Source organism: Bacillus sp. J14TS2 (assembly GCF_018333015.1).
Lineage (GTDB): Bacteria > Bacillota > Bacilli > Bacillales > Bacillaceae_C > Lederbergia.
Map to the genome: position 1 here is coordinate 1 of NZ_BORE01000027.1, position 22,927 is coordinate 22,927.

General features: G+C 37.3%; 28 protein-coding genes and 1 rRNA gene. 10 read left to right on the forward strand and 19 right to left on the reverse strand.

The window, feature by feature from the left end:
- A 16S ribosomal RNA gene (locus tag KI375_RS25470) occupies positions 1 to 196 on the reverse strand; the annotation flags it as partial.
- Positions 197 to 448: 252 nt separating this feature from the next.
- Positions 449 to 1,315: a nucleotidyltransferase-like protein gene (locus KI375_RS25475; RefSeq protein WP_212976186.1), complete on the reverse strand. Its 867-nt coding sequence runs from the start codon at positions 1,313 to 1,315 to the stop codon at positions 449 to 451.
- A 220-nt stretch (positions 1,316 to 1,535) separates the two neighbouring features.
- Between KI375_RS25475 and KI375_RS25480 the strand changes: the two genes are divergently transcribed.
- Positions 1,536 to 1,889 carry a YgzB family protein gene (locus tag KI375_RS25480; protein ID WP_207450427.1) on the forward strand — a complete coding sequence of 118 codons (354 nt, stop codon included), beginning with the start codon at positions 1,536 to 1,538 and terminating at the stop codon, positions 1,887 to 1,889.
- Between the two features lie 141 nt (positions 1,890 to 2,030).
- The gene (locus tag KI375_RS25485) at positions 2,031 to 2,669 is read left to right on the forward strand and encodes a YesL family protein (RefSeq protein ID WP_212976187.1); all 639 of its coding nucleotides are present in this window, start codon (positions 2,031 to 2,033) and stop codon (positions 2,667 to 2,669) included.
- A gap of 109 nt (positions 2,670 to 2,778) precedes the next feature.
- Here KI375_RS25485 and perR read toward each other — a convergent pair whose 3' ends face one another.
- From perR to KI375_RS25505, 4 genes are all read right to left on the reverse strand, one after another.
- Positions 2,779 to 3,216, reverse strand: coding sequence for a Fur family transcriptional regulator (gene perR / locus KI375_RS25490; RefSeq protein WP_207450431.1), 438 nt, complete (start codon positions 3,214 to 3,216; stop codon positions 2,779 to 2,781).
- Between the two features lie 96 nt (positions 3,217 to 3,312).
- The gene (locus KI375_RS25495; protein ID WP_212976188.1) at positions 3,313 to 3,858 is read right to left on the reverse strand and encodes a cob(I)yrinic acid a,c-diamide adenosyltransferase; all 546 of its coding nucleotides are present in this window, start codon (positions 3,856 to 3,858) and stop codon (positions 3,313 to 3,315) included.
- Between the two features lie 530 nt (positions 3,859 to 4,388).
- The gene (gene bcp, locus KI375_RS25500) at positions 4,389 to 4,862 is read right to left on the reverse strand and encodes a thioredoxin-dependent thiol peroxidase (protein ID WP_212976189.1); all 474 of its coding nucleotides are present in this window, start codon (positions 4,860 to 4,862) and stop codon (positions 4,389 to 4,391) included.
- Between the two features lie 70 nt (positions 4,863 to 4,932).
- A complete protein-coding gene (locus tag KI375_RS25505; RefSeq protein ID WP_306419875.1) occupies positions 4,933 to 5,346 on the reverse strand; it encodes an ion channel in 414 nt (137 codons plus the stop codon).
- A gap of 355 nt (positions 5,347 to 5,701) precedes the next feature.
- Here KI375_RS25505 and KI375_RS25510 point away from each other — a divergent pair, with 355 nt between their 5' ends.
- Entirely contained in the window at positions 5,702 to 6,997 is a 1,296-nt protein-coding gene (locus KI375_RS25510) for a glutamate-1-semialdehyde 2,1-aminomutase (protein ID WP_212976190.1), read from the forward strand.
- Between the two features lie 97 nt (positions 6,998 to 7,094).
- Positions 7,095 to 8,162 (forward strand): FUSC family protein, encoded by a 1,068-nt coding sequence (locus tag KI375_RS25515; RefSeq protein ID WP_212976191.1) that lies wholly within the window; start codon positions 7,095 to 7,097, stop codon positions 8,160 to 8,162.
- A gap of 68 nt (positions 8,163 to 8,230) precedes the next feature.
- Here the strand turns inward: KI375_RS25515 and KI375_RS25520 are convergent, their stop codons facing one another.
- From KI375_RS25520 to mutY, 5 genes are all read right to left on the reverse strand, one after another.
- Positions 8,231 to 9,979, reverse strand: a complete 1,749-nt coding sequence (locus tag KI375_RS25520) for an ABC transporter ATP-binding protein (protein WP_212976192.1) — start codon at positions 9,977 to 9,979, stop codon at positions 8,231 to 8,233.
- A gap of 315 nt (positions 9,980 to 10,294) precedes the next feature.
- Positions 10,295 to 10,825 carry a nucleoside tri-diphosphate phosphatase gene (gene ntdP, locus KI375_RS25525; RefSeq protein ID WP_207450444.1) on the reverse strand — a complete coding sequence of 177 codons (531 nt, stop codon included), beginning with the start codon at positions 10,823 to 10,825 and terminating at the stop codon, positions 10,295 to 10,297.
- 194 nt (positions 10,826 to 11,019) lie between these two features.
- Positions 11,020 to 11,205, reverse strand: coding sequence for a gamma-type small acid-soluble spore protein (locus KI375_RS25530; protein ID WP_212976193.1), 186 nt, complete (start codon positions 11,203 to 11,205; stop codon positions 11,020 to 11,022).
- Between the two features lie 330 nt (positions 11,206 to 11,535).
- Positions 11,536 to 12,282: an enoyl-[acyl-carrier-protein] reductase FabL gene (gene fabL / locus KI375_RS25535; RefSeq protein ID WP_212976194.1), complete on the reverse strand. Its 747-nt coding sequence runs from the start codon at positions 12,280 to 12,282 to the stop codon at positions 11,536 to 11,538.
- Between the two features lie 71 nt (positions 12,283 to 12,353).
- Positions 12,354 to 13,475 carry an A/G-specific adenine glycosylase gene (gene mutY / locus KI375_RS25540; RefSeq protein ID WP_212976195.1) on the reverse strand — a complete coding sequence of 374 codons (1,122 nt, stop codon included), beginning with the start codon at positions 13,473 to 13,475 and terminating at the stop codon, positions 12,354 to 12,356.
- Between the two features lie 153 nt (positions 13,476 to 13,628).
- On the opposite strand from mutY, the gene KI375_RS25545 reads away from it, so the two are divergent.
- The 3 genes from KI375_RS25545 to KI375_RS25555 all read left to right on the forward strand — a co-directional run bounded on the left by KI375_RS25545 (position 13,629) and on the right by KI375_RS25555 (position 15,073).
- Positions 13,629 to 14,609: a metal-dependent hydrolase gene (locus KI375_RS25545; protein ID WP_207450452.1), complete on the forward strand. Its 981-nt coding sequence runs from the start codon at positions 13,629 to 13,631 to the stop codon at positions 14,607 to 14,609.
- Positions 14,610 to 14,711: 102 nt separating this feature from the next.
- Positions 14,712 to 14,882, forward strand: a complete 171-nt coding sequence (locus KI375_RS25550; protein WP_212976196.1) for a small, acid-soluble spore protein K — start codon at positions 14,712 to 14,714, stop codon at positions 14,880 to 14,882.
- Between the two features lie 26 nt (positions 14,883 to 14,908).
- Positions 14,909 to 15,073 carry a YpzG family protein gene (locus tag KI375_RS25555; RefSeq protein WP_207450454.1) on the forward strand — a complete coding sequence of 55 codons (165 nt, stop codon included), beginning with the start codon at positions 14,909 to 14,911 and terminating at the stop codon, positions 15,071 to 15,073.
- Positions 15,074 to 15,304: 231 nt separating this feature from the next.
- Here KI375_RS25555 and KI375_RS25560 read toward each other — a convergent pair whose 3' ends face one another.
- Both KI375_RS25560 and recX read right to left on the reverse strand, forming a co-directional pair.
- Positions 15,305 to 15,625 (reverse strand): YfhH family protein, encoded by a 321-nt coding sequence (locus tag KI375_RS25560; RefSeq protein WP_212976197.1) that lies wholly within the window; start codon positions 15,623 to 15,625, stop codon positions 15,305 to 15,307.
- A gap of 14 nt (positions 15,626 to 15,639) precedes the next feature.
- Complete coding sequence (gene recX / locus KI375_RS25565) at positions 15,640 to 16,431, reverse strand: recombination regulator RecX (protein ID WP_212976198.1); 792 nt, start codon at positions 16,429 to 16,431, stop codon at positions 15,640 to 15,642.
- Between the two features lie 122 nt (positions 16,432 to 16,553).
- Between recX and KI375_RS25570 the strand changes: the two genes are divergently transcribed.
- Positions 16,554 to 16,676 carry a YfhE family protein gene (locus tag KI375_RS25570; RefSeq protein ID WP_158323265.1) on the forward strand — a complete coding sequence of 41 codons (123 nt, stop codon included), beginning with the start codon at positions 16,554 to 16,556 and terminating at the stop codon, positions 16,674 to 16,676.
- A 24-nt stretch (positions 16,677 to 16,700) separates the two neighbouring features.
- Positions 16,701 to 16,886: a YfhD family protein gene (locus KI375_RS25575; protein ID WP_212976199.1), complete on the forward strand. Its 186-nt coding sequence runs from the start codon at positions 16,701 to 16,703 to the stop codon at positions 16,884 to 16,886.
- Positions 16,887 to 16,945: 59 nt separating this feature from the next.
- Here KI375_RS25575 and KI375_RS25580 read toward each other — a convergent pair whose 3' ends face one another.
- The 4 genes from KI375_RS25580 to KI375_RS25595 all read right to left on the reverse strand — a co-directional run bounded on the left by KI375_RS25580 (position 16,946) and on the right by KI375_RS25595 (position 20,409).
- Positions 16,946 to 18,409 (reverse strand): arylsulfatase, encoded by a 1,464-nt coding sequence (locus KI375_RS25580; protein WP_212976200.1) that lies wholly within the window; start codon positions 18,407 to 18,409, stop codon positions 16,946 to 16,948.
- 21 nt (positions 18,410 to 18,430) lie between these two features.
- Positions 18,431 to 19,048, reverse strand: coding sequence for an NUDIX hydrolase (locus tag KI375_RS25585; RefSeq protein WP_212976201.1), 618 nt, complete (start codon positions 19,046 to 19,048; stop codon positions 18,431 to 18,433).
- 125 nt (positions 19,049 to 19,173) lie between these two features.
- Positions 19,174 to 19,683, reverse strand: a complete 510-nt coding sequence (locus KI375_RS25590; RefSeq protein WP_207450463.1) for a DoxX family membrane protein — start codon at positions 19,681 to 19,683, stop codon at positions 19,174 to 19,176.
- A gap of 351 nt (positions 19,684 to 20,034) precedes the next feature.
- Complete coding sequence (locus tag KI375_RS25595; protein WP_212976202.1) at positions 20,035 to 20,409, reverse strand: DUF488 domain-containing protein; 375 nt, start codon at positions 20,407 to 20,409, stop codon at positions 20,035 to 20,037.
- Between the two features lie 97 nt (positions 20,410 to 20,506).
- On the opposite strand from KI375_RS25595, the gene KI375_RS25600 reads away from it, so the two are divergent.
- Positions 20,507 to 20,674 carry a hypothetical protein gene (locus KI375_RS25600; protein WP_207450684.1) on the forward strand — a complete coding sequence of 56 codons (168 nt, stop codon included), beginning with the start codon at positions 20,507 to 20,509 and terminating at the stop codon, positions 20,672 to 20,674.
- Positions 20,675 to 21,142: 468 nt separating this feature from the next.
- Here the strand turns inward: KI375_RS25600 and KI375_RS25605 are convergent, their stop codons facing one another.
- Both KI375_RS25605 and KI375_RS25610 read right to left on the reverse strand, forming a co-directional pair.
- Positions 21,143 to 21,979 carry a GNAT family N-acetyltransferase gene (locus tag KI375_RS25605; RefSeq protein ID WP_212976203.1) on the reverse strand — a complete coding sequence of 279 codons (837 nt, stop codon included), beginning with the start codon at positions 21,977 to 21,979 and terminating at the stop codon, positions 21,143 to 21,145.
- 148 nt (positions 21,980 to 22,127) lie between these two features.
- On the reverse strand, positions 22,128 to 22,679 hold the full coding sequence (locus KI375_RS25610) for a DUF5412 family protein (protein WP_244853077.1): 552 nt from the start codon (positions 22,677 to 22,679) through the stop codon (positions 22,128 to 22,130).
- Between the last annotated feature and the right edge of the window lie 248 nt (positions 22,680 to 22,927).

Consider the following 22,927-nt stretch of genomic DNA (forward strand, 5'->3'; position numbering starts at 1 on the left):
ATGTGAAGAAAGAAATTATCCGGTATTAGCTCGCGTTTCCGCGAGTTATCCCAGTCTTACAGGTAGGTTGCCCACGTGTTACTCACCCGTCCGCCGCTAATCGTCAAGGAGCAAGCTCCTATCTGATTCGCTCGACTTGCATGTATTAGGCACGCCGCCAGCGTTCGTCCTGAGCCAGGATCAAACTCTCATAAAAGTGTTGTTTCTACTCAATTGCTGGCAATGGTTCAAAACCATTTATCCAATATTTATTGACGTTCGTTTCGTTCAGTTTTCAAAGATCAAATTCTTGTTCGCCGCCTCGACAGCGACTTTCTTATAATACTTTATTCGATTAAGAAAGTCAAGACTTTTTTTCATGTTGTTGTTTGCTGTTTTTTCTTTGTCATCAGCGACGCTTACTAATATAACAAGAATTATATTCTTCGTCAATACTTTTTTTGAAAAATTATTCCATTTTATATTTTATATGGAATAATCCGGGCGTTTTCGATTCTACTTGAAAGGAATCTATCACATCCTTTTCTACGAGATGTTCAATCAATATGTTTAGATCAGTCCCATAATAAGTTAATTCAGGATGGGATTTAATTTCATTCATATTCCAATCAGGCTGCATTTTTAATATTTTCTTTACATGTTTGGTCCCAGCCGCTGTTCTAGAATAAATTAAAAATTCACTCGCGATAAAAAGCAACTCTAATCTTTTTTCAATTGGTTCATCACTTTTCGTTAGTTCTTCATATAACTTATAAATTTCTGGATCTAATTGTTTCACCTGATTCCAGACAGTGAGCTCAGGATGCAAACCTTTTTCAATAATGGCTAAACGGGCTAGATGATGCAGAGAGTGGACAGTGTGATTAAATGCATCCATAAACTGTTTTGTCTCAAAGAACCCTTTGGCCATCCAATATCTTCTAATTAACTTAGCGAATTCAATCCCTGTTTTTATTTCCCTTTCATATAATGGGAAGTCTTCAAGTTCATTTTGGAGATTAAAGAGATAATCATTTTTATCAAATAGAATCTTGCCAACATGAACCCATTCGACAATTTTTCTATTAGTCCCAAGCAATAACCATTCCCTCAATTGCTGATCACTAACAATTTGCAAGGCAATTTTAACATCCTCAAATTGATAGTGCTTCAAAATCGTTGGTTCTTTCTCTATATCATAAACGATTACAAGTAAGATAATGTCAAAGTTGTTTGTAATGGCAGGGATATGAGGTTTCTTATGAATTTGTAAAACCCCCAGAGAATTTTCCATGCTTGCTCGCTCTTGATATATATGTCTTAAAATATCCTCCATCCTGTTTTACCCTCCAAATAAATCGATTTAAAATATAGGTTTCGACATTTTTCTATAAATTCCTTCTAACTGACACGAGCATAGAGTAAATAAATCTAAGTACCCATCATTTCATTGCTTAATTGCAAAAGTTTTTTCGATTTTTCGCCATCAAAGTTTAAGTAATTAATGGGACGTGTACCATTGATTATGGTATAGTTTATTTTCAGGAGGGCTTGTAATGGCAAAAAAATATTCGAGTAAGATAAATAAGATCCGTTCTTTTGCATTGGGTCTAATCTTTATCGGTTTCATTATTATGTATGTAGGGATTTTCTTTAAAAACCATCCTTTAGTGATGACCATCTTTATGTTGCTTGGGCTACTTGCTATCGTTGCCAGTGTCTTCATCTATTTTTGGATTGGTATGCTTTCAACTAAGGCTGTACAGGTTGTCTGTCCGAATTGCGGTAAGACGACGAAAATATTGGGTAGAGTAGACATGTGTATGTATTGTCATGAACCTTTAACTATTGATCCTAATCTTGAAGGGGTCGAATTCGACGAAAAATACAATCGAAAAAGAAGACAATAGAGGAATTTTCGAGGGGAAATCCCCTCCTCAAACTTCCTTAAGCAATTAGATTTACTAGATTCACAAACTTCGTTTCAGAAATGAAAGATTCATGTTATAATATAATTAAGTACAAGAATTTAACAGATAGTTGGTGAGACATTGAATATTTTAAACAGCAGATTGTACAGCATTTTGGAAACGGTGTCTTTTTTCTTCCTTTTAAATATCCTTTGGTTTATTATGTGTCTTCCAGTCATTACGATTTTCCCAGCAACAGCTGCGATGTTCGGAGTGGTTCGGCAATATATAATGAAGAAAGATTCAGCCGTATTTGTACCTTTTTTTCGTTTCTTCAAAGATAATTTTAAACAAAGCTTTATTTTAGGGATCATCGTTTTAGTTTTTTCGTATATCTTCTATATTGATTTTATGCTGATCAGTAGTTTAGGAAATGTGATGCAAAACCTTTTGTTGGCCTCCTTATTTTTAATTGCTCTTATTGGAACATTAACATTCGTCTATATTTTCCCAATGATGGTACATTATAAATTAACTTTATGGTCAACCATTAAAAATTCATTCTTCTTTTCGGTAAAATATTTCCCGACTACACTTTTATCGATTATTTTTATAGGACTAATGCTGGTTGTTTTATATTATTTGCCAGTTGCCTTTCTCATGATCTTTAGCTTTATGGCATATGTTACCTTCCTTATCTGTCATAGCCGTTTCCATAAGGAAGGAGAGCTTGCAAAGAAACATCAATTAACACAGGAGCAGCCTTCCGTTGAGGGGTAGTAAGAATCGTCTAGGATTAGGGGTACTTCCAACAGTGATGCCAGGATAAACGAAGTTTTAGCAAAAAAATAGCAACCTATTCTCCAATAGGTTGCTATTTTTTAATTTTTCAATGTGTCTTTTTATCGTGACAATCAGGACAAACACCATAAATTTCCATCCTATGAGAGTCCACTTTAAAGCCAGTGACATGTGCAGCTAATTGCTCTACATCGTCTAGTCCTGGATAATGAAAGTCAACAATTTTACCACAATGCTCACAAATAGCATGATAGTGGTCAGATGTCACAAAATCAAATCTACTTGAGGCATCTCCATACGTAAGCTCTTTGACTAGGCCTGCTTCACGAAAAACACGTAAATTATTATATACGGTTGCAACACTCATGTTCGGGAACTTACCTTCAAGTGATTTATAAATTTCATCTGCAGTTGGGTGTGACATCGATTGGACAAGAAACTCCAAAATCGCATGACGCTGAGGAGTGATTCGAACTCCAGTTTCCTTTAGTGTGTGGATTGCTTCTTTTAATTGATGTTCTGACACCGTCATGCACCTCTTTTCTAACATAAAATTGATTATCTATTTATAATTCTTATAATTAAGTTTACTAAAAATTAGTTGATACGTCAATGTATCCACTTAATCATGAAGGTTCATTTCTTCATAGCCTAAGGTATGATTCACATATCGAGCGGATACAAATAATAAATCGGAAAGCCGGTTTAAATACGGAAGGACAAAGTCATTTTGAACCTCCACGGCAACTGCTAATCTTTCCGCTCTCCGTACTATCGTTCTTGCAGTATGTAATGTGGCACCAGCTGGATGTCCTCCTGGTAAAATGAAATTTTTAAGCTGAGGTATTTTTTCTTCCCACTGGTCAATCAACGTCTCCAATTCAAGCACATCTTTTTCCAAAACTTTCCATGCTACTTCTTTTTCTGGTGGGGTAGATAGTTCTGCCCCTACATGAAAAAGCATTGTTTGGATTTTGTGAAAAGCTTTTTTTAGGTTATTTATTTGCTCATTTTCCATATTATGAAGATGACTTAGTGCCAACCCAATCATTGAATTCGCTTCGTCAACTGTTCCATATGCATCCACTCGAATATCATGCTTAGATATTCGACTTCCATATACTAAAGAAGTTGTGCCTTTGTCGCCTGTCTTTGTATATATCTTCATTATATTCCCTGTCCTTCCATTCATGAATATCTTTAAACGATGTTCAAAAGTGCGGTAAGGATTTCTACTAAGTGCCAGCACGTCCTTCGATAGCCCGTTGGCTTGTTCCTACGTTGCTCGAAAAAGAAAGCCACTTTCCTTCGTCTGATGTGGATTCTGCGAAGTTTTCCTGTGAGCAACATGAAAATCAGTATATCCTGTACAAGTCCGCCTCGATCTTTCGATATACTGAATATACGCTTGGTCCTTTTTATCCTCTTTTTTTGAACATGCACTTAAAATAAAAAGTGGGCTGAAATAAATCAGCCCGGAAAAATTTATATGCAATGAGGAGGTATGCCCTACTTTACTTTATGCGCGGGTGCTTATTTAGAATGGACAACAGCCGGCTTTTTCGAAAAATAGGCCATTATTTTTCACTATTGTTAAAAAATTTATAAAATTCTAGCTTGTAGCTGCATTTCGGTTTGACATCCGACACCTAGCTTCATTGGCGAAGATCTTAGCAGACATCCACTTACAGCGATCACTTAAGATAGGTTAGTTTGGATAAAATTCAATGCTTCTTGCACATGACCGCTTACTTTGACTTTACGCCATTCCTTGGCTACTTTACCCTCTTTATCAATAATAAATGTCGAGCGTTCAATCCCCATAAATTCTTTCCCAAACATTTTCTTCGACTTCCAGACATCAAATTTCTCAGCTACTTCATGTTCATTATCAACAAGCAATAAAAATGGCAATCCATGCTTATCAATGAATTTCTCATGCTTCTCAAGTTGGTCTGCGCTTACACCCAAAATCACGGCATCTAATGCGGAGAAATCTTCATGATGGTCTCGAAAATCACAAGCTTCGGTTGTACAACCAGGGGTCATATCTTTCGGATAAAAATATAAAACCACATGTTTTTTTCCTCGAAAATCTGACAGCTTGACCATTTCTCCATTACTGGCTTGGAGTTGAAAATCTGGTGCCATCTCATTCACAGTTACAGACATCAATAAGTTCCCCCTCTGTTCATCATTTCATTAAGCGTACAAAAAAATGTGCGGGAATTCAAATATTTGATCATTTAGGCCGTTCATAATCTATAAAGGTTCGTACTACAAAAGCGGCTGGGATTGTATAACCTAGTAAAGCTTCGATCATTACAAATAGGCGGCCAATTCCAACAGGCACTACATCTCCAAAACCCACTGAAAATAAGGTTATCGCACTTAAATATAAAGAGGTTGATAAACGCTGATTCCAACCACTAGATTCCTGGAGTGAAGAATCAATGATCACCGTCCAGCCCTTAATCTCCAATAAAAGAAAAAGTAGCCCAAAACCAATCATGATCACCACATATGTACAGCCTAAAAAGGCGAAATTTTCAAAAGAAACTTGTTTATATTTAAAGCGATTAGGGATAAACAATAATCTTAATGCGAAAAGAATACAAATGATTACTGCAAAAAAGATAATATACCACATTAACATCACTTTTCCTTTCTGTTCTATATGTTACGAAAATAAAAATGCGAATAGAACTAAGAAAAGCAGAGGCGACTGGTTAGCGTCGTCCAAATTTCAAGTCTTCTGACGAGATATAGGAAACACGATGAGCTGAAGCGAAGTTGACTCATCGTCGAAGAAGTCGTAAATTTGCTGGGAACCGAAGCTAGATGGAGAAAAGCAGAATCAACTGGTTAGCGACATCCTTTAAAACTTGATTCCCTTTCATTGCGCAGTTTACGCAGAACGTCTACAATAATAGAAGCTTGTGGATTTATAAGAATGCAAATTCGCATAAAATGATTATGCTTTATACACCGAGAAAAAAGGAGTCTTAACGATGAATGTTACACAATCAGAAAGCATCCAAAAAGAAGCGACGAAACATATTGTTGGAGGAGTAAACAGTCCATCCCGTTCCTATAAAGCTGTCGGCGGCGGAGCCCCGATTGTCATGGAAAAAGGAAATGGTGCGTATTTATATGATGTAGATGGTAATCGATATATTGACTATTTAGGGGCGTACGGACCTATTATCACAGGCCATGCCCATCCACATATTACAGACGCTATTAAAAAGGCGGCTGAATTGGGGGTCTTATATGGTACTCCCACTCCCCACGAAGTGAGATTTGCAAAAATGATTAAGGAAGCTATTCCATCCCTTGATAAAGTTCGATTTGTAAATTCCGGTACTGAAGCTGTCATGACGACGATTCGCGTGGCGAGAGCCTACACTGGAAGAGATAAGATTTTAAAATTTGCTGGTTGCTACCATGGCCATTCAGATCTTGTTTTGGTTGCAGCCGGCTCTGGTCCATCGCAATTAGGAATGCCTGATTCTGCCGGAGTCCCACAAAGCATTGCTAAGGAAGTCATCACGGTTCCTTATAATGATATTGAGGCATTTCGAGATGCTATCGAAAAATGGGGGCCTGAAATTGCGGCAGTTCTAACCGAACCAATTGTAGGTAATTTTGGCATTGTTGAACCCTTCCCTGGTTACCTAGAGGAAGTGAAGAAATTAACGCATGAGGCTGGTTCCCTTTTGATTTTTGATGAGGTGATTACTGCTTTTCGTTTTATGTATGGTGGAGCCCAGGATTTACTTGGTGTTACCCCAGATTTGACTGCACTTGGTAAAATTATCGGTGGCGGCCTTCCAATCGGTGCCTATGGAGGGAAAAAGGAAATTATGGAAAAAGTTGCTCCTCTTGGCCCAGCATATCAGGCAGGTACCATGGCTGGAAATCCGGCTTCCATGTTATCAGGAATTGCTTGTTTAGAAGTTTTACAAAAAGAAGGGGTGTATGAACAACTTGATCAGCTAGGGGCCCTTTTAGAAAAAGGAATTTTAGAGGCTGCCAACAAATATAATATTTCCATTTCCATTAATCGTTTAAAAGGGGCTTTAACCGTTTATTTTACACAGGAAAAGGTTATAAACTATAATCAAGCAGAAAGCACGGATGGAGAACTTTTCGCGCGGTTTTTCAAGCAAATTCTTCACCATGGTATTAATCTTGCTCCATCTAAATATGAAGCTTGGTTTATTACAACCGCTCATACAAAGGAAGACATTGAAGAAACAATAAAAGCTGTTGAACTTTCATTTGCACAGCTTTCCAATACCTAATTTTACTAAGAGAGAAAATTGTAAAGCGCCTGAATAGAGATAGGCTGTTCTTCCAAAACGCTATCCGTTCTTATCACCCAATGAAAGGAAAATGTATATGAAGCTTGGTGCCCGCATGTTAAAAACGGGAATAGCCATCATTTTGGCTTTAATGCTTGCAGAGCTTCTCCATATTCCAACACCTGCTTTTGTTGGGATTGCGGCTATTTTTGCTATACAGCCAACGATTTATCGATCTTATTTAACCGGCCTTGAACAGGTACAAGGAAATATTCTTGGAGCTGCCATAGCTATCGGCTTCGTACTTGCTTTTGGTAATCATATTTTAGTGATCGGCTTAGCTGCAGTTGTGGCTATTGGCCTTATGGTTAGATTTAAACTTGAAAATGCGATCCGTCTTGCCCTTGTGACAATCGTGGCTGTAATGGCAGCACCAACGGACGATTTTCTTCAAGTAGCCTTATTACGTTCAGGTTCGATTTTCCTAGGAATCGTCTCATCATTTATTGTGAACCTAGTTTTTCTACCGCCTAAATACGAGACAAAGCTTTTCCAAGGCATTTCTTCAGTAACAGAGGATATTATTAAATGGACGAGATTATCCACTCGCTTTGCCTCAGAAGAAGGTCTTTTAAAAAAGGATCTAGCCCAATTAAAAGAACGTTCATCAGGAAATAATCAACTATATTCCATGTATAAGGAAGAAAGAAAATATTTTCGGAGAAGTGAATATTCCAAGGCAAGAAAGCTTGTCATTTATCGGCAAATGATTCATGTTAATCACAATAGCCTAGCCATTTTAAATTTACAGCATAAATATGAAAATGTCTTACACCAATTACCTGAGGATTTACAAGTTCACACACGCAGAAGACTAGATTTCCTGCTAAGTTATCATGAACAATTATTAATGAAATTTATGGGGAGAGTGCGGCAAGAAATAGAACTAGATCCTTTTCAAGATGAAAATGTGGAAATCAGCCAACTTTTTGATCGCTTTATTACAGAAGTGAAGAAAGACGAAGATTATAATGAGTATCAACCCTATCATCTGATTCACTTTTTCTCAGCTTTACTTGAATATGAAGAACAACTGGAACACCTAGATCGATTAATTCGTTCCTTCCAACTGTATCATAAGAAAGACGCCGTTTTTACAAAGTAAAAAGATGTGGCTGGTAAAAAGCCACATCTTTTTATATATTATTTCGCCTATCTAAATATTAGACTTAGCTAAACACCTAATTGCTGGACTTCAAAGAGTCGAGAATAGTTTCCTTGTTTCTGCATCAATTCCTCATGTGTTCCCATTTCACTGATTCGTCCATGTTCAATCAGTATAATTCGATCTGCATGGGTAATCGTAGACAGACGGTGAGCAATAATAAATGTTGTTCGATCCTTTGCTAAGATGTCAAGAGCCTCTTGGATAAGATGTTCACTTTCAAGGTCAAGTGCTGAAGTGGCTTCATCCAAAATTAAGAGCGGTGGATTTTTAAGAAAGACACGGGCGATTGCAATCCTTTGTTTTTGCCCACCAGATAGCTTAACCCCTCTCTCACCAACCATTGTCTCATAGCCATCAGATAGATTGATAATAAATTCATGAGCATTTGCGGCTTTTGCGGCTTGATAAACCTCTTCATCAGTTGCTTCTGGTTTTCCTAGCAAAATATTGGCTTTCACAGAGTCACTAAATAAAATATTATCCTGCAGTACCATTCCAATGCGATCTCGCAGACTTCGTACTTTTAAATGGCGAATATCTTCTCCATCTAAGAGCACTCTTCCGGAACTAACATCATAGAACCGTGGAATCAAACTGACAAGTGTTGATTTGCCTCCTCCACTCATACCAACGAGTGCAATCGTTTCACCTGTTTGTACATGCAAATGAATATCTTCTAAAACAGGCTTCTCCTTTTGATCATAGGCAAAAGTAACATGATCAAATTGAATATCTCCTTTTACTTGCGCCGGTTCAATCGCATCAGGTGCATCTTCAATATCATATTTTTCATCAGCTAATTGAAACACTCGGTCCATCGAAGCAATAGCTTGAGTTAAGGTTGTTGACGAATTCACTAAACGTCTTAAAGGATTGTACAATCTCTCAACATACCCCATAAAAGCAACCAAGGTCCCAATTGAAAGATTTCCGTTGATTACCTGGTAACCTGAGTATGTAATAACAATTAATGGGGCTAAATCAGTAATCGTATTGACGACAGCAAAAGCCTTTGCTGTCCAACTTGTATGAATTAATGCCCTGTTTAAAAAATGACTGTTGTTTTGATCAAATTGCGTTTGCTCGTGGTCCTCGATCGCAAAACTTTTGATGATCGACATTCCTGCAACTCTTTCATGTAGATAACTTTGAACCTGTGCAAGTGCTTGAGATCGTTGTCGAGTAAGTTTGCGCATATTCCCAAAGAAATAACGAACAGATATGATGTAGAATGGGAATACGGCCAGAGAAACAAGTGTTAACGGAACATCAAGTGATACCATAATAATAATCGCAATAATAACTGTAGCCGCATCAAGCCATAGATTCATTAGTCCAGTGATAACAAAGTCCTTCGTTTGCTCGACATCATTAATAACCCTTGAAATGATCTCCCCTGCTCGAGTATTGGAGTAAAATTTAAAACTTAATTTCTGAATATGTGTAAATAAGCGATCTCGAATATCATATAAAACTTTATTAGCTGTCCACTGTGCAAAATATTGTCTGAAGTATTCAACAGGTGGCCTGATGATAATGAAAAGCGTAAACATGATGCCCATCGTCCAAAATAATTGAGTGGTTTTTTCCGTAGCAGTCATATTTTCCGCACTAATGACATCATCAATCACATACTTCATTAACATCGGAATAAGAAGCGGAATCGCAAATTTAATTACTCCTATAATAAGGGTCCAAAATATCCTCCAGCGATACGGTTTAACAAACTTTAAATATCTTTTGATAACTCCCAAACCAAAAACTCACTCCTAACATAGAAAAGCAAAAACGCCTTGATCAGCTGAGACAAGAAAAGTCCGGTTTTGACTTTTATTGGTTCAGGTTATTTCAACATCGGCTAAGTTCGCGACGTCCTAGCGTTTCATCTGCACTAGTACATCCTGTACGTCGCAACGCCGATGGGCTTGCATTCTGCGAGCCTCTCGGGGCTAAGCGCTGGAAGCTAGACAATAGAGAAGCAAAAGCGCTTATTCACGAATGAGTAGGTAAAGCTGTGTCCTGTACATCCTATACGTCTCTAGCAACCTCCTGACCTGAATCCAGCAAGCCTAACCTCTATAACTCAAATAGCGGTCATACCAAATATCTATAAAATCTGCTGAAAATGGGCCTTTTCTTTGCCGAATCCAAAAGATAAGCTTTTCCACATTTCTTTTTAAGATATGGTCAATCTCTTCGGGATATCCCATATGTAATCGATTGTATTCGTATTCATCCTCATCTAGAAGTGAATATGTCATGTCTGGAAACACTTTAATATCCAAATCATAGTCGATGTATTTTAACGCCTCTACATCCACAACAAAAGGGGAGCCTAAGTTACAGTAATAATAAATACCATCGTCCCTGAGCATTCCAATAATATTGAACCATAAGTTTGTATGAAAATAGGTAATCGCTGGTTCACGAGTGATCCATGTTCTCCCATCTGATTCCGTTACTAACGTATGATCATTTCCACCAATAAGTAAATGACTATTTGCTTTCAATACTTTCGTTTCTTCCCAAACACGATGTAAATGACCATCATGTTTGTAACTGTGTATTTGTATATTCTCTCCTTCAACTGGAATTTGCATTGATTTCTCCTACTTTCTCTCTCCCTATACAATCGTTTCCTTGGTTAAAGTACGTTTCAAGTTTTATTAATATTTTTATTATAACGTTTTTCGTTCTCTTTTAAAACCAATCCGTTTACACATTTTCCTTTGAAAGAAGAATACAAAAAAATAAAGGTCTAACTTTCAAATGAAAGTTAGACCTTTGTTGGACATTATTGTTGTCCGTAATTTCCAGAGTTATTTGCTTTGTTAGCTTCTGCTTTTTTATTACGCTCTTTTACAGATTGAGCATCTGTTTCGCTAGCGAATTCAGTCTCGTAATTTCCTTGTGTGCTAGCAGCGTTTTGTTGTTTTACTTTTTCAACGTTTGTGCCCGCTTGAGATTTTTTGTTTGCCAATGGTATCACCTCCACGTTTGTTAATGTAACCAAACATGAAATTTTAATCCCAAAAAAACAAAAAAAATTTTAAAAGTGCACATTCAAAAGGTGGATAAAAAGAACAAAGTCGGTTAAGGCGCTGAAGCCTTCGAGCACAAGGAAAGCTCCTTCCAATCCACATCGCACGAGGGAAAAGTGATTTTCTTTCCCGAAGAGCGGACTTGCGTGTGTATGGTGAACTTCGACGTTCGACACAGGACGTATCGGGACTTACTCGAAGATCTTATATCCTGCAGTGTCATTTTTACCAGACTTTTTGAACATCCTCTAAAAGTTACGAACTGCTTCCTATACGAGAATAGAGCGCCCGCCATCTACAATAATCGTTTGTCCTCTGATCATCCAAGCATCATCAGAGACTAAAAATAAAATAGTCTTTACAATATCATCGATTTCGACTATTCGTCCTGCAGGGGTATGTTTTCTTGCATCCTCTAGCAGCTCTTCTCGATTCGGGAAATGTGTTAAAGCTTCTGTATCAATCGCTCCACCTGAAACAGCGTTCACCACAATGTTTTTTTGCGCTAATTCAACAGCTAAATACCTTGTAAGTGACTCGACAGCCGCCTTTGATACGCCCACATTTGTATAGTTCTCTAAATAACGAATCGAGCCTAGAGAACTTAAGCTCACAATCCTTCCTCCACCTGTTTTTTCCATTAACCTTGCGGCTTCTTGAGCACAGAAAAGTACTCCTTTCCCGTTAATATTCATTGTCCAATTCCAGTGCGTTTCTTCGATTTCCATAATAGGTCGCAAAACACCTGAAGCTGCATTATTAATTAAAACGTCCAGCCTGCCAAATTCCTGATCAATTGTAGCAAACATCGCCTTAATTTTATCCACATCGCCTATATTCGCTCGAACAATGAGAGCTTTTCTGCCTATTTTCTCAATTTCCTCCGCAGTTTCCTTAGCCTTACTTTTACTACGTGCATAGTTTACTACAATATCATATCCTAGTTTTGCTAAAGCGATCGCTGTTGCCTTACCTACACCACGACTACTTCCTGTGACGAGTGCTACTTTATTCATTTTTCATCAACCTTTCTTTTTCCTATGTATAGTTTACCTTGATGTCGATGCTTGGACAATAAAGAGCATTTTTAATTAATGCTTTTCATGCTGTACATCTCTTTATAGGCTTTCCAAATCTTTTGATGTGGTACAGGGAACGCGAGAGCTTCAAGCTCCTCTTGCGTAACAAGACGAACCTCATCTGGATGATTCAATGTTTTGATGATCTCGCCTGCAAAAACATCCATTGACCATGTTAAATGAGAAAAAACATGATCCACATGAGTAAAAGTCCCTGTTTCAAGCTGTATATTTTCCTTGTATTCTTCCTTTAGATATCTGGATAATGCTTGTCTTTGGGTAGAGTATTGCTTAGTTGTAACTACTTCTGTTGTAGGAAATTCCCAGAGATTCGCTAGTAGGCCTTCATTCGGTCTTTTGCGAATAAGATAACGATCATCAGTTGTTTTTAATACGGCTGATACTAAAGAGAGATGCTTCACTGATTTTTTCCGTGTCTTAATTGGCAGTACTTGTTCCTTCCCATTCGCATACCCTTGACAATGCTCCCTTACTGGGCAAAGCAGACAGGCGGGAGATGTTGGCGTGCATATAAGGGCTCCTAATTCCATTAAAGCTTGATTAAAGTATGAGGGATTGGCCGGATCAATTAAGGTCCGAACAGCTGCTTCAAATACTTTTCTTGTTGAAGGCTTTGCTATGTCTTCTTCGATTAATAAGATTCTAGATAGCACACGCATAACGTTTCCATCTACAGCTGGCTCTGGTTTTCCATAGGCAATACTTAGAATCGCACCAGCTGTATAGGGGCCGACCCCTTTTAATTTTGAAATTTCTTTTTGAGTATCGGGCACTTTCCCTTCGTATTGCTCCACTACTTCTTTTACAGCTGAATGCAAATTTCGAACACGGGAATAGTATCCTAGACCCTCCCATATTTTGAGAATCGATTCATCATCGGCAGCAGCAAAAGCTTCCATCGTAGGGAATGCTTTCATAAACCGTTCAAAATAGGGAATGACTGTATCTACCCTTGTTTGTTGTAACATAATTTCCGATACCCATACTTTATATGGGTGATTATCTTTTCGCCACGGAAGATCACGTTGTTCTTCTACAAACCAGTCAAGCAAATCTTCACGAAATTGTTGAATATTTATATCATTACGTTCTAAATTAGATTCTTCCATATTTAACGCTCCTACAGGTTAATTAATACTCCATTTAGGGAATCATAAAAATGATAGGACTTCAAGTCCCATATTGCATTCTCAATTTTTTTAAAATATTATTAAAATAAGGAATCAAAGATCACGAATACCCTTTTCTAAGGAGGATTTAGTTTGGATACTGCCACTCATTTTGCCATGGGTGTTGCGATTGGTGGGCTCGCTACCCTAGATCCAGTTGTTGCTGAAAGCACCGCCAATACTCATAGTGTTTTAGTAGCGGCCATCATTGGATCGCAAATACCTGATATTGATACTTTTTTAAAACTACGTAATAATGCCGTTTATATAAGGAATCACCGCGGAGTGACTCACTCTATACCTGCTATTTTATTTTGGCCACTCGTTGTGACGGCTTTGGTTGCTTTCATTTTCCCAGAAGCCAATTTATTTCATTTGTGGCTTTGGTCCTTTGCAGCTGTTTTTTTACATGTCTTTGTTGATATTTTCAATGCCTACGGGACTCAGGCATTACGGCCTTTCTCGGCAAACTGGGTCGCATTGGGGGTTATTAACACCTTTGATCCGATCATCTTTGGACTACACATCTTAGCTATTTTCATTTGGGCATTTGGAGCAGACCCCGGTGCCACATTTTTAACCCTATATATTGTTGTATTTTTCTACTATCTTCTGCGGTTTATTATGCAGAAGGTCGTAAAGTCAGCCGTACTAAAAACCATTCCAGATGCGGAAGAAATCATTATCGCACCTACGATGCATTTTAATCAATGGCGATTGGCTGTGATTTCAAAGGAATTTTTCTATGTTGGCCGGGCGTTTAAACGTTCCATTACCATCTTTGATAAATTTAATCGGATTCCTGTCCCTGAAACCCCAGAAATTGAAGCTGCAAAACAAGATAAAAATGTTTCAGCTTTCTTATCTTTTTCTCCAATATATCGTTGGGAAATTAAAGAATTCGATGATTATAAAGAAGTGCGTTTTATTGACTTAAGATATAGAAGTAATGGACATTACCCCTTCGTTGCCATTGTGCATTTAGACGCGGAGCTACAAATCCTCACTTCCTATACTGGCTGGATTTATAGTGAGGAAAAACTTAGAAAAAAATTAAATATAGTTATCGACTAAGGGCGGGACTTTGCCAGCTATCCTTTGGACGTATGTTTTTCAGTTTGTAATCCATAATAAAGGTGACGACTTAAAAACCGTCAACTAAAGGAGGGTGTCCCATTGCGTAATAAAGCAAAAGATTTCCCATATAAAAATGAAAATAAATTTGAAGGTGAACCACGAGCAAAGGCTGAATATTCTCCAATGCGAGCAAATGGAACGATTAATACCGATCCACAAGGCAAAATGAGAGCATCTGGGAATCGAGAAGATAATTCCAATCAGTCCTGATTATTCACCAACAAGGAGGATTTTCAATGGGTAAAAGCGATGGGAATACACATCAAAACCGTAGTTTAAGTCCTTTTAACCGCGGGTTTTATAATCCGAAAAAAATGAGTTCTCAAGTAAATGGGCAAACAGAGCTTTCCCAAACAGACATCATCAGAGAAAGAAATGCTGTAACACGATACAAAAAATAAAGTGAAACTTCAATCAGTGGGGGTTTTACACTGATTGTTAGTTGAACAAATCGGGCTTTTACTGGCTGTTGATCCCCCACTTACAATTCTAGTTTACTTTTCACGCATTCTTGAAGTGGGAGCCAGTTAATGCGGGATAAAGCTGACCTTCATCCAGTGGGAGCAATCTCTCACTGGATGATTTTTATTCCACATTAAAAAGCAGTCATATCCCATGATTAAAATTTCACTTTATACTTTTTTAAGTAAGGAAATTGGCAATGCCTCCTCTTCCCCTGCTCCATTTAATCGATAGCCCCAGGCAAACACCCCTTTTAGATAATCGATTTTAAAATAAGTCCCAGGTGCCCCTTCTACCGCATAAATTTCACCGGGGATAAAATCAGCCGGGGATAACAAGTAAGCCTCTGCCATTACGGCTCTTCGTTCCATAACAGCAAATTCATTGACCATCCCAAGTTGTTCAGCCTTTCTTGCCTTCTCTTTCGTTAAAGCAATTTCGTGTTTAAGTTCTTCATTCGTCATTTCACTGTATTTTTTTTCCCTTTCCATTACAAAAATCCCCTTTACTCTCTTTGATCTAAAAAACGGCCAATCATGTCTATTTCAAAGCCTTTACGAAATAACGCTTGCTTCATCTTTTGGTTGTATTCATATCCTTCTAAATGTTGATATTTTCGATGAGCTTTTTCTCCATGTTTGAGAAGAGATTCCCATTCCTCATCTTCGTCTTTTTCATACTCAATTTCTTCGATTGCCACTGCGATAATTGAAAATGGAAAACCCTTCGTCTGTAAAAACTGCTCCAACTTTTGCTTTAATATCTTTTCAGAGAGTTTTTTATTTTTCATCGCATATTTATTGCCCAACTGAATAGCGTGATCAATTTGGTCTGCTTTTTTGTAAAGAGCTAATGCCTCTTCTATGTTTGCATTTGAAATATCCTTTTGTAATAGTTCCTGTTTTATATTAGCTGGACCTTTCTTCCCCGCATTTATTTGCGTACGCACATAAGCCTTCGAAAACTCCAGATCATCCACATAGCGATGCTCCTGTAATTTTTGCATTACTTGTTCAATGACTTGTTCATTCCAATCTTTTTTAGCTAAATGCTTCTTAATTTCGCCTTCGGCTCTCATACGGAATGATAAATAATGGATCGCTTCATTATAGGCTTTTCGAATTTCGTCCTCATATTGTAGCTGAACAACCTCAAAATCAGCTAATTCTTTGCCTTTTACTAATCCATTTCGAATTAATATCGCTTCATCCACACTAAAAGCGTATTTCTCATCCAAATAAAGATTATAGCGATCTGCTCTTTTCTTTTGCGCTGTAATTTTGGTGATGATCGCCACCGCTAATCACCCCTGCTTTCTTATTTACTGGCTCTATTTTACCATAATCTCTTGCATGTATGTTTATCAAGGTTTTTGAGAAAAATGATAGGGAAAGCCACGATCAGAAGGAGTTGGTCCTTATGAGCAAAAATAAAAACGTTCAAACGAAGAGTACATTATCTACAACACAAGAAGTGCTTTATGCAAAAGAATTTAAACAGGCAGATCGAGCTGGCGGTTATACGCATTCAAGAAGAAAATAACACAATATAATGGAGGGTTCAGATATGGGTAGAGATGATCGAAGAAAGGCCCGTGACAAGAATAAACAAAAGCTTCCGCAGGTGCCAAACAATATGAAATCGGATGGTCTTGATGTAGAATTTTCACAAGAAGCAGCAGATCAAAATGACCTAGAAGCCATGGAAAGAGCAGACGAAGCGGACAAAAGGGCGCAAAGACGTAAAAATTAATATCTGCAAGACCAAGGAATTAGGGATGGACATTGTTCGCGTCCATCCCTAATCTTTTATTAGTCTATATTATTTTTACTATTGTGTAGAACAGCCTGAGGCCGTTGCCCAACAATTAGTTGTGTTCCATCTGAGTAACCTTCTTCTCTGCCTTCTAACTCTTTTATTAATAATTGCCGTAAAGTATTTATTTTATGAGCGTATGGTTGTTGATTGATTAAATTTTTCGTTTCATAAGGATCTGCTTTTAAGTCAAAAAATTGCTCTTCACCAGTTTGTGAATACCAAATGAATTTTTCTTTTCCATTGACAATAAAATGATGTGATTGCCTGCCTTGAGTGTGTTCACCATGAAGGTACTCTCGCCAGTCACTCTCTCCATCCTTAGTTAATGGAAGGATACTTTTTCCTTCTACACTTGAGGGAATTTCTATATCTGCAACATCTAATAAGGTTGGCATGATATCACGTAATTCCACTACACGAGAGCAAGTCGTTCCTTTTTTCAATCCCAATTGATTCCCCGGATCTGAAAGGATAAAAGGAACTTTTGCGCTTCCTTCATAGGCTAAAGATTTTCTCAATAAATGATGATCTCCTAATAATTCCCCATGATCTGAAACAAATAAAATGACCGTATTATTATAAACCTGATATTCAATAAGACTTTGGATAAACCGCCCTATTTGATCATCAATATGGGCAATCAAAGCATAATAAGCAGCTCTCGCTCTTTTCAAACGTTGCTTCGGCACATTCCCGCCTCCAGCAGTTGGCAACAGGCCTTCCTGGCGTTCATCTAGGTCATTTGCCCAATCCCCTATAACAGGTTCATCCATATCCAGACTCATATAATAATCGAAATAAGCCTGTGGTGGATCAAACGGAGGATGCGGGCGGACAAAGGACATTTTTAAAAAGAACGGTTTGCTTGGATCTCTTCTTCTTAAGAAATCAATCGATTGTGTCACAACCCAATTGGTTGGATGAAATTCTTCGGGTAAATGCCATGGTCGACTCATAGCAGAAGCATTACAATCCAAACCGATATCAGTTAGATCGCGATGCCCGCCAAGTCGTTCTCTAAGCCAAGGTAAATAATCATCTGTATGGTCAAAGGATTCTTGAACTGGTGTGTCCTTCATTCGGTTATGATGTAAATAGCCATCATGTAAAATAACATTATGAAAGCCACATAAATTCCGGGTTGGATATACATGCATTTTCCCAACAGCTTGCGTATGATATCCAGCTTGGCTCATTTCTTCTGGAAGCAAATGAGGATATTGATAGGGAACCCGATCCTGATAGCCGACTCTTCCATGCGATCGCTGAGACATACCAGTTAAAACGGCGGCTCGCGCGGGGACGCAAGTAGGGGTCGCGGAATAAGCATTCGTAAATCGAACACCCTGGAGGGCAAGTTGATCGAGATTAGGCGTTTCTACAGCAGGATGGCCAGCAATACTTAAACAATCAAAACGCATTTGATCGACCATTATCATCAATATATTTGGTTTCATTTTGTGCTCCTTCTTTTAAGGTTAATCAAAATATGTCTCTTTATTTGGATTTTCCAGATAGTCAAAAAGCATATGTATTTGTGCTTCAGTATTGCGATTTTGGGATAAAGCTGGCAAATGATTTTTCGAAAAAAATTGAACATCATCGGTTTCTACACCACTAGTCGCACTTCCCCCGACAATCTCACATTGAAAAAACAATTTGTAATAATGGTAAGGCTGGGGCGGGTGTGCATGTTTATGCGTATCGCAAACCGCAAGTAACTTTTTTACATTGACATCATAGCCTGCCTCTTCGGTGATTTCTTTAATAATATTTTCGGATGGAGAAAGACCAATATCACAAAAACCTCCAGGTAACGACCACGCTCCATCATAATTTTCTTGAACTAAAAGGATTTGGTTATTTTGAAAAACGGCTCCTCTTACATCCAATTTAGGTGTTTGATAACCGGTTTCATTCGCAAACAACTCATACACTTTTTCCATTTCTGTCCCGGAATAATCAGCCATGATTTCTACACTAATTTTTCGCAATTCTTCAAATCGTTCCAGATCATATACATCCTTAGAAAATGTTAATCCAGCTTGGGAAATGGCTTGAATTTTCTTCGCCCATTCTAACCATTTATATTCCATGTTTTCACCTCTAACATTCTTAAATTGCAGTCCCTCTTATAGACCATTTCGATAAAAATTGCCAAAATCCTTTGTTTTTCTCAATAGAAAAAAGGGAAAGCATTTTTCAGCTTTCCCTTCTTAGATTACTGTGTAGCAACCCTTCGGAACTTTTTAAAAATATTTTTGTCTTTTAAATTTTTGATCGTAGCTGGGACTAAGAAGCGGTCAACTCCGTAATATACTGTTCCATTGATGACAAATAAGAGAATGATGGCTACGGCAAGTAAGATTGGATTTGTGCTAATCGTTCCTGCAAGTAGGAAGTTCAAGTTCATGAATGCTCCTGCAATCAGAGCTGGGATTGTCAATGCGCCGACAATTAATCCAAGACCAACGAGTATTTCCCCTGCTGGGATCAAGATGTTGATAATCTTCACATTGGGAAGGGCAACATGTTCAAGGAAAGCGGCATACCATCCTTGGACAACTGGGGCTTCTCCTCCTGCTTTGGCTAACGCCCCTTGTAAAAATCCGCCTGCATCAAATGCGCCTAATTTATGCCAACCTGCTTCTAACCATTGAACACCTAACCAAATTCTTAATGCAGCCCATACAATTGCTACCCAACGATTTTCATACCATTTATTCATCATAATCACTCCTGTTTTTTATTGTTTGTGAAAGTATTCACATTAGAATGTAAAAAAATATTAGGACACTGTAGTGAATGTTTGTTATTTTATATTTGTTTGTGAATATTTTCACTAACTTTCTATAGATTTAATATACTATGAAATTCACTGGAAAGCAAGGTGTTTTTTTAAATGACACCTTTTTGTCAAAACTTGAAAAAGTACCCACGGAAAACCTCAACAAAAAAAAGAGTTAACACACCATACGGGTTTATGTAGATGTTATAAAGGATTAAATACTACCATACGAGTTTAAGTTACACCTTTCAGGATTAAAAAGGCTTCTTCATATTTGGTTGCACCTTCCCATCACTATTTGCTCCATCTGTTCCGCAACCTGAGTTCCTTTTTCAATACGACAGCTTGGTTATGTTGCTCATCTTTTGCAGCATAAAGTAAGCTAATGTCATTGTTTTTTGCTTTTTCCCATAACTTTTCAAAGGCAGCTTTCTTTTCTTCATCGTTTCGAAGTTCATTTACATATTTTTGCTCAAATTCTTCAAAACGTTGAGGATCATGCCCGAACCATTTTCTCAATTCGGAGCTAGGTGCCACCTCTTTCATCCACTCATCCAATTTTGCATCTGCTTTTTTTATACCTCGTGGCCAAATCCGGTCAACAAGAATTCGAAGGCCATCTGATTGGTCAAATGAATCGTATACTCTTTTTAGTTGAATCTTTGGCATAGTCTCCCCTCTCCTCTCTTGTGATCTTTCATCCTTATTCATGTTATCCCCTTTTACTGGTCATACTAACCCTATCATAGAAAAGGAGGCTTCACCCATGAAAAAGAACAAACAAAAAACAATCATTAACCAAGAAGACATGACCATTCGAGCAAATCTCAATAATCTAGAACCAGGTGATTCTGTCAATAAAGAACGTACACTTGAAACCGCGAACAGCAAACTAGCAAAAGATGAAATTCAACAACAAAATAACAATCTTTAGAAAAGCAGACCCATTTTTTGTTTTAGACAAGTTCAAAAAAATAATTAAGACACCTTTGCTTAATGTCACACATTTAATGGTGAAAAAAGATGAGGCTGAGACAAAAGTGTTTTCATACAAGACAAAACCGAACTACTACTAGGTTCATATACGCCGCTCCGGAAATATACTTCGCTTACCGCGGGCGGCTGGAGCTTTCTCAGGCTTACAGGATGTAGGTCACGAAGGCGTTGCGACGTACAGGATTAACTAGTGCAGACGAAGCGACAGGACGTCGCGTACCTATCCTTTGATCCTTATTCGCACTCCGGAATCTCACCGTTGTTTTTCCTCCCACAGGAGTCTGCGTATATTTCCTCCGCTAGGCAATACATTGTTCGTCTTTGAAGTTTAACATTTTAATTATGTCCTAGTCTCGTCGCTTTTTATATAACAAATGAAATGACCTCATTTCTCACAACAACTATATTAGGTTACATAATTAAATTTCTTAAGATATTTTTCAATCACTTTCTTGTTTTCATGCCACCATAAAATAGGGACATCTCCTACTTTTCTAAACCCTAATTTCTGCGCTAAACGATTTGAAGCTTCATTTCCAGCATCACAATCCCAGTACGGAGTTAACCCCAGTTCTTTACTTCTCTTTATAAAGTATGAACAAACGATTGTAGCTAGTCCCCTACCTCGATATTCATTTAATGTAATGATATCTGGAGCAATAAATTTGCCACCAATATAGAAGGTATTACAAACACTTACAAATTCATCATTTTTAAGTAAACAAAATCCAAAGGCATTTTTAAGATATTTATCAGAAGAACCCCAAAGATAGGAATAAGAACTATCAATTTGTGCTTTATATTTATTAAACAATTCTCCATTTATTGGCTTATTTTTAAATCCATCGGGTGTTTCTACATCTTGCACCATTTTATTGATTTCTTCCAAAACATAATGAGTTCTTTTTAATTGAACAACATTTCCTTCAAGTGAGCGTTTAAGAAATTCAAGCCACTCATTTGATGATAAATACATATCGAAGAAATTTACATGATTTGAAGGGTCACTTAAATATTCAATAAGTGAATCGTTAAATACATTATCAGATACATCACCAAAAACATAGTAACATCCACCTTCATTCATAACTAAACCAGCACTTGGACTAATCTTATTATTCACAAATATTTTTCCCTGTTGTTTATGTTCAATTACGGAATATACAAACACATTATGAATGTTTTTAGGCTGTTGTAATAAATCTAATACCATATCAAATTCATTTTCAGTTAGTTCAATCAAAGTAATCCCCTTTTTATAAATTATCATTTTTATCTATGTTAACTATTTCCGGAGCGGGGGTTTATGCCCATTTTCCTTTGGTGAAAATATTTATCCCCCGGCCTCTCTCCACTTTATTATTCCTTAATTAAAACCTATAAAAAGCTGATTACTTCTTAAAGCACCTTTTATAATCGTTTTTCATTAACAAACTTTGGCAAGCCAAACCATAGCGGTCATAAATTTCGTTCCTAACATCCAAATTAATACTGTTATCTGACTCTGGATAATTTGGATCCTCATTAGTGATAGCTAAAGTATTTGCTCCGTTCCAGCTTATAGAAAAGTGACTATTTGCGTTACTATAGTAAATTACCTTGGTCTTATGGTCTGTATTATTAGTGATTTGCACCCAAATATTAACCCCTCCTGCGGCACCTCCATACGTTCTATAGTATGTATTAGCAGTATATTCACCATTCGGGGAGTTTATAGGTCCTTCCTGAAGCGTTCCTCTAAGGTTATTAAATGTAAAAAAGTATTGTGTATATAAAAAAACAGCTAAAACCAACGTCGCTCCTATTAAGGAAGTGATTAATAGCCTTTTAGGAAACGCTCTCTTTTTTGCTAAATAAATAAACAATTTAATAACAAGAACAATGAATAGTATGACTGTTATGACGAAAATAAGGAGACTGAAAAGATTTAAGTAGATATTCATACTTCCTCCAATGAATTATCATTCTTATATAGAATAACACAAAAATACCAATTTTCTTTTAATAATATATGCGTTCCTTAACAATAAAAAAAGTAGTTCATTTTGGACTGCGTTTTAGCATTTGTACTCCAAAGCTGAACTACTTCCTACTATAAGTACTCATTAAGTGTGACTTTAAAAGTATTTTTATCAAAAAATAAACATTGTAATCTGGTTTCTTTTTGGCAAATAATTAAAATTCGGCGAAG

Bases quoted from the DNA above. Each gene is read 5' to 3' on its own strand.
- KI375_RS25475 (WP_212976186.1), bottom strand. From the start codon at position 1,315: ATGGAGGATATTTTAAGACATATATATCAAGAGCGAGCAAGCATGGAA.
- KI375_RS25480 (WP_207450427.1), top strand. From the start codon at position 1,536: ATGGCAAAAAAATATTCGAGTAAGATAAATAAGATCCGTTCTTTTGCA.
- KI375_RS25495 (WP_212976188.1), bottom strand. From the start codon at position 3,858: ATGAAGATATATACAAAGACAGGCGACAAAGGCACAACTTCTTTAGTA.
- bcp (WP_212976189.1), bottom strand. From the start codon at position 4,862: ATGTCTGTAACTGTGAATGAGATGGCACCAGATTTTCAACTCCAAGCC.
- KI375_RS25505 (WP_306419875.1), bottom strand. From the start codon at position 5,346: ATGTTAATGTGGTATATTATCTTTTTTGCAGTAATCATTTGTATTCTT.
- KI375_RS25510 (WP_212976190.1), top strand. From the start codon at position 5,702: ATGAATGTTACACAATCAGAAAGCATCCAAAAAGAAGCGACGAAACAT.
- KI375_RS25515 (WP_212976191.1), top strand. From the start codon at position 7,095: ATGAAGCTTGGTGCCCGCATGTTAAAAACGGGAATAGCCATCATTTTG.
- ntdP (WP_207450444.1), bottom strand. From the start codon at position 10,825: ATGCAAATTCCAGTTGAAGGAGAGAATATACAAATACACAGTTACAAA.
- fabL (WP_212976194.1), bottom strand. From the start codon at position 12,282: ATGAATAAAGTAGCACTCGTCACAGGAAGTAGTCGTGGTGTAGGTAAG.
- mutY (WP_212976195.1), bottom strand. From the start codon at position 13,475: ATGGAAGAATCTAATTTAGAACGTAATGATATAAATATTCAACAATTT.
- KI375_RS25555 (WP_207450454.1), top strand. From the start codon at position 14,909: ATGGGTAAAAGCGATGGGAATACACATCAAAACCGTAGTTTAAGTCCT.
- KI375_RS25560 (WP_212976197.1), bottom strand. From the start codon at position 15,625: ATGGAAAGGGAAAAAAAATACAGTGAAATGACGAATGAAGAACTTAAA.
- KI375_RS25570 (WP_158323265.1), top strand. From the start codon at position 16,554: ATGAGCAAAAATAAAAACGTTCAAACGAAGAGTACATTATCTACAACA.
- KI375_RS25575 (WP_212976199.1), top strand. From the start codon at position 16,701: ATGGGTAGAGATGATCGAAGAAAGGCCCGTGACAAGAATAAACAAAAG.
- KI375_RS25580 (WP_212976200.1), bottom strand. From the start codon at position 18,409: ATGAAACCAAATATATTGATGATAATGGTCGATCAAATGCGTTTTGAT.
- KI375_RS25585 (WP_212976201.1), bottom strand. From the start codon at position 19,048: ATGGAATATAAATGGTTAGAATGGGCGAAGAAAATTCAAGCCATTTCC.
- KI375_RS25590 (WP_207450463.1), bottom strand. From the start codon at position 19,683: ATGATGAATAAATGGTATGAAAATCGTTGGGTAGCAATTGTATGGGCT.
- KI375_RS25595 (WP_212976202.1), bottom strand. From the start codon at position 20,409: ATGCCAAAGATTCAACTAAAAAGAGTATACGATTCATTTGACCAATCA.
- KI375_RS25600 (WP_207450684.1), top strand. From the start codon at position 20,507: ATGAAAAAGAACAAACAAAAAACAATCATTAACCAAGAAGACATGACC.
- KI375_RS25610 (WP_244853077.1), bottom strand. From the start codon at position 22,679: ATGAATATCTACTTAAATCTTTTCAGTCTCCTTATTTTCGTCATAACA.